Annotated in this window: 6 protein-coding genes; 5 read left to right on the plus strand and 1 reads right to left on the minus strand. The window is 60.4% G+C overall.

Annotated features, from left to right (window positions below; all coding sequences use genetic code 11):
* Window positions 1-205 precede the first annotated feature (205 nt).
* Genes ubiG through WB402_RS15710 form a run of 4 tightly spaced genes read left to right on the plus strand, consistent with a single transcriptional unit; the run spans window position 206 to window position 3,845 of the window.
* Window positions 206-916: a bifunctional 2-polyprenyl-6-hydroxyphenol methylase/3-demethylubiquinol 3-O-methyltransferase UbiG gene (gene ubiG, locus WB402_RS15695; protein ID WP_424209531.1), complete on the plus strand. Its 711-nt coding sequence runs from the start codon at window positions 206-208 to the stop codon at window positions 914-916.
* The gene (locus WB402_RS15700; RefSeq protein ID WP_424209533.1) at window positions 909-1,568 is read left to right on the plus strand and encodes an HAD family hydrolase; all 660 of its coding nucleotides are present in this window, start codon (window positions 909-911) and stop codon (window positions 1,566-1,568) included. The genes ubiG and WB402_RS15700 overlap by 8 nt, the downstream gene beginning before the upstream one ends.
* A gap of 1 nt (window position 1,569) precedes the next feature.
* Complete coding sequence (locus tag WB402_RS15705; RefSeq protein ID WP_424209535.1) at window positions 1,570-2,790, plus strand: DNA recombination protein RmuC; 1,221 nt, start codon at window positions 1,570-1,572, stop codon at window positions 2,788-2,790.
* Between the two features lie 56 nt (window positions 2,791-2,846).
* Window positions 2,847-3,845 (plus strand): GGDEF domain-containing response regulator, encoded by a 999-nt coding sequence (locus WB402_RS15710; RefSeq protein WP_424209536.1) that lies wholly within the window; start codon window positions 2,847-2,849, stop codon window positions 3,843-3,845.
* Window positions 3,846-3,861: 16 nt separating this feature from the next.
* Here the strand turns inward: WB402_RS15710 and WB402_RS15715 are convergent, their stop codons facing one another.
* The gene (locus tag WB402_RS15715; RefSeq protein WP_424209538.1) at window positions 3,862-4,077 is read right to left on the minus strand and encodes a hypothetical protein; all 216 of its coding nucleotides are present in this window, start codon (window positions 4,075-4,077) and stop codon (window positions 3,862-3,864) included.
* A 142-nt stretch (window positions 4,078-4,219) separates the two neighbouring features.
* Between WB402_RS15715 and WB402_RS15720 the strand changes: the two genes are divergently transcribed.
* Window positions 4,220-4,688: SDR family NAD(P)-dependent oxidoreductase (locus tag WB402_RS15720; protein ID WP_424209540.1), on the plus strand; the 469-nt coding region annotated here is incomplete at its 3' end.

Raw genomic sequence — 4,688 nt, forward strand, 5'->3', positions numbered from 1 at the left:
GATATAGTGAGATCGCGCACAAAACGCACGATACCATTTAAAGCCTGTTGCTGCCCGGGGTGCAACAGAACCCGTTGCACCCGTTCGACGGCGTGAACACACGTTAAGTGTGTTCACGAAGACTCCGCCTCACCCCGCCTACGCGGGGATGACGGAATCCAGTTAATCAACTTTCAGAAGCATTGCACCTTTGCGGTGAGGCCATATGGCTCAATCAGCACAAAACGTCGACCCGGACGAGATCGCCAAATTCGCGCAGCTCGCGGCGCGCTGGTGGGACCCGCACAGCGAATTCAAGCCGCTGCACGAGATCAACCCGCTGCGCCTCAACTATATTAATGATCGCGTCGGGCTCAAGGACAAGACCGTGCTCGACATCGGCTGCGGCGGCGGCATTCTCGCCGAGAGCATGGCGGCGCATGGCGCCCGCGTTATGGGCATCGATCTGGGCGAGGCACCGCTCGCGGTAGCCAAGCTGCATCTCAAGGAATCGGGGCTCAAGGTTGACTACCGCCACGTCAGCGCCGAGGACCTCGCGCACGAGCAGCCCGAAGCCTTCGACGTCGTGACCTGCATGGAGATGCTGGAGCACGTGCCCGACCCGGCCTCGACCATCGCCGCCTGCGCCAGGCTGGTCAAACCCGGCGGTCAGGTGTTCTTCTCCACCATCAACCGCAATCCCAAGTCATGGCTGTTCGCGATTGTGGGAGCGGAATACGTTTTGAATCTTCTCCCGAAGGGCACGCACGAGTACCTGAAATTCATCAAGCCCTCGGAGCTTGAAGGCTGGGCGCGGCACGCGGGCTTGACCATGCGCGAACTGATCGGCATGCATTACAACCCGCTCACGCGCGAATACCGGCTGGGCCGTGGCGTGGACGTGAACTACATCGCCTACACCACGCGCGGTGACTAATCACATCCGCACGGTCCTTTTCGATCTCGACGGCACGCTGGCCGACACCGCGCCGGACCTGGCGCACGCGCTGAACACGCTGCTGGTCGAGCAAGGCAAGAAGGCGTTGCCCTACGAAACCATCCGTCCCGAGGTATCGCACGGCGCAACGGCGCTGATCAAACTCGGATTCGGCGTCGGTCCCGGCGATGCCGGTTTCGACCGGCTGCGCGAACGGTTTCTCGCGCTCTACTCCGCCGACCTCTGCCTGCATACAAAACCCTTCAGCGGCATCGAACCGCTATTGAAATCATTGCAGCAGCAAGGCATTAACTGGGGCATCGTCACCAACAAGCCGGCGTTTCTGACCGACCCGCTGGTAGCGGGACTCAATCTCTCGCCCGTGCCGGCCTGTGTGGTGAGCGGCGACACCGTCGCCAACCGCAAACCGCATCCAGAACCGATGCTGCTGGCCTGCACCCAGGCCGGCAGCCAGCCGCACGAATGCCTGTACGTGGGCGACGCCGAGCGCGACATCATCGCCGGCCGACACGCCGGCATGAAGACGCTGGTCGCGCTGTTCGGATACATTAGCAAGGATGAAACGCCACAGAACTGGGGTGCCGACGGCATGATTCGTACGCCGCACGAAATTCTCGACTGGCTGAAATAACATGAGCAACGCCGTCACTCTTATTATTGTCAGTGTCGTGATCCTGCTGGCGGGGGCACTCGGCTGGTTCATCGCCCATCTGCGCACGCAGAAGCGCGTGACGGAACTCGCCACTACGCTGGATTTGGAACGCAAGGCGGCGCTGGAAAAACTGGCCGGACTCGAGCAGACCTTCATCGCCCTCTCCAACCGCGCGCTGCAGGAAAACAACACCGCGTTCCTGCAACTGGCGCAGGAATCCCTGAAGCAGTTCCACGTGCAGGCCAAGGGCGACCTCGAATTGAAGGAAAAGGCGGTCGAGAATCTGATCAAACCGGTGCGCGAGGCGCTGGAAAAAACCGAGCAGCAAATCCGCCTGATGGAGAACGAGCGCAAGGAAGCCTACGGTTCGCTCACCAAGCATCTCGAAACCATGGTCCAGACCCAGCAACTGTTGCAGGGCGAAACGCGCAACCTGGTGCAGGCGCTGCGCCGGCCCGAGGTGCGCGGCCAGTGGGGCGAGATGACGCTCAAGCGCCTGGCGGAACTGGCCGGCATGGTCGAGCACTGCGACTTCTATGAACAGGAACACACAGACACGGATGCAGGCCGGATGCGTCCCGACATGATCGTGCGCATGCCGGACGGGCGCGAGATTGTGGTGGACGTGAAAACGCCGCTCGATGCCTATTTGAGCGCCGTCGAGGCGACCGACGACGAGACGCGCCGCAAACACCTGGAACATCACGCGCGCAAGGTGCGCGAGCGCGTGCGCGAGCTTTCCAGCAAGGCCTACTGGACGCAATTCAAGAACGCGCCGGACTTCGTGATCCTGTTCATCCCCGGCGACCAGTTTCTGGGCGCCGCACTCGACATGGATCGCAGCTTGCTGGAAGACGCCCTGAAACAGAAGGTCATCCTGACCACTCCGACCAGTTTCGTGGCCCTGCTGCGCGCCGTGGCCTACGGCTGGCGCCAGGAGAGCCTCACCGCCAATGCCGAGCACATCCGCGACGTCGGCGAGGAACTCTACGGACGGCTCGCCACCTTCAGCGAACACCTCATGAAACTCGGGCGCAGCCTGAACGGCACGGTGGCCGATTACAACAAGACCGTCGGCTCCTTCGAGGCCAAGCTGCTGCCGGGGGCACGCAAGTTTTCCGAAATGGGCGTGGGTGGAGACAAGGCACTGGAAGAGCCTGAGCGAATCGATAAGGCGGTACGTGACGTGCAGCCAGGCTAGATTTTACCGAAAAATTGATCGGTCTGGGGCGTGCTATATTTTGGCTGACGCCGCCAATGATGACGACACCGACCACACAACATAACGTGCCAACAAAAAAGACCAAGAATCCGAACGAACAACCACTGCTGCTGGTGGTGGAAGACTCCCCGACAACCCAGGCGCTGCTGTCGAAATATTTCGGCAGCCATTACCGTTTGTTGCACGCCAGTGACGGGGTCGAAGCCTGTGACGTTATCGCGATGAATCCGGAAATCGCACTTATCATCACCGACATCAACATGCCCAACATGACGGGTCATCAGCTGCTGGTGAAAATCCGCAAGAGCGAGAACAATCACGTCAAGAATCTCCCTGTGATTGTCATGACCACCTTCGAAGACAACACCGACCGCAACCTGGCGTTTCTGAACGGCGCGAATGATTTCATCACCAAACCAATCGACGAGATGGAACTGCTGGCACGCGTGAACGTGCACTACCGGCTGGCGCACACCATTCGCGAGCTCGAAGCCAGCAAGCACGCACTGGCGGAACTGGCGACAACCGATCCGCTGACCCGGCTAAGGAACCGGCGCGCCTTCTTCGAAAATGGCGCCAAGGCGCTGGCGATGGCGCGGCGCTATGTGTCGGACATCTCCGTGATCCTGCTCGATATCGATCACTTCAAGAAAATCAACGATAACTACGGCCATCAGGCCGGCGACGAGGCGCTCATGGTGGTCGCGCATATCATGACGGAACTGACTCGCGACGTGGACACGGTGGCGCGCATCGGCGGCGAGGAATTCGCCATCCTGCTGCCGGATACCAACCGCCTGGGCACGGCGGTGCTGGCGGAACGCATCCGCGCGTCGATCGAGCGGGAACAGTTCATTGTCGGCGACAAAATCGTGCCGATCACCGTCAGTATCGGCATCGCCTCGTTTGGCGTGGACCCCGGGGAAGATATCGATCAGCTGCTGGGAGTGGCGGACAACCGCCTTTATATGGCCAAGAACAGCGGACGCAACCGCATCTGCGTCAATGACGAAGGCAAGACAACCTTCGCCTGATACGGCTGCCAATTTCTTATTTCTGAAGCTTGTCCGTGGTCGGCTTGGTGGCGTCGTGGATCGCTTCCTTGGTTTCCTTGAGCATCTCGTCGGTGCGTTCCTTGACGCGCTCGGTGATGTCGGGCTTGGCGGCGAACGGATTGCTGAACAGCGGCAAGTCCTTGCCGAAGTTGATACCCAGCGGAAAGGCAATGATCAGACCCAGCACCAAACCGATAAAGAATTTCTTCATGACTTCCTCTCTGTCTTGATCCTGGCTACATCATAATAAGTATTCCCGTTCCTGACCACTGCGCGATGACTCTGCATGCGTTACAATCCACGGGCCGTGCCGCCGCGACGGCTCTTAACCACCGAAATATTCCTGCCCAACTATGCCGCGTTACACACCCGCTCCCAAACTCCTTGCTTCGCGCATCATCCTCGTCACTGGCGCCGGTGATGGTATCGGACGCGCGGCGGCGCTGGCGTTCGCGGCGCACGGGGCGAACGTAATCCTGTTGGGCCGCACCGCTGCCAAGCTGGAAAAAGTTTACGACGAAATCGAAAAGCGCGATGCGCCACAGGCGGCGATTCTGCCGCTGGATCTCGCCCAGGCCACGCCGGCACATTACGAACAAGTCGCGCAAACCATCGAAAAGGAATTCGGCCGCCTCGACGGCCTGCTGCACAACGCCGCCGACGCCGGCACGCTGACGCCGATGGACCTCTACGAGCCGGACATGTGGTATCGCGTGATGCAAGTAAACCTGCATGCCGCCTGGTTGCTGACGCGCGCCTGCCTTCCGCTGCTGCGGCAATCCGAGGATGCCTCGATTGTTTTCACCAGCGCCGACGCCGGCC

Origin of the sequence: Sulfuricaulis sp. (genome assembly GCF_049587675.1) — a bacterium.
Classification (GTDB): Bacteria; Pseudomonadota; Gammaproteobacteria; order Acidiferrobacterales; family Sulfurifustaceae; genus Sulfuricaulis.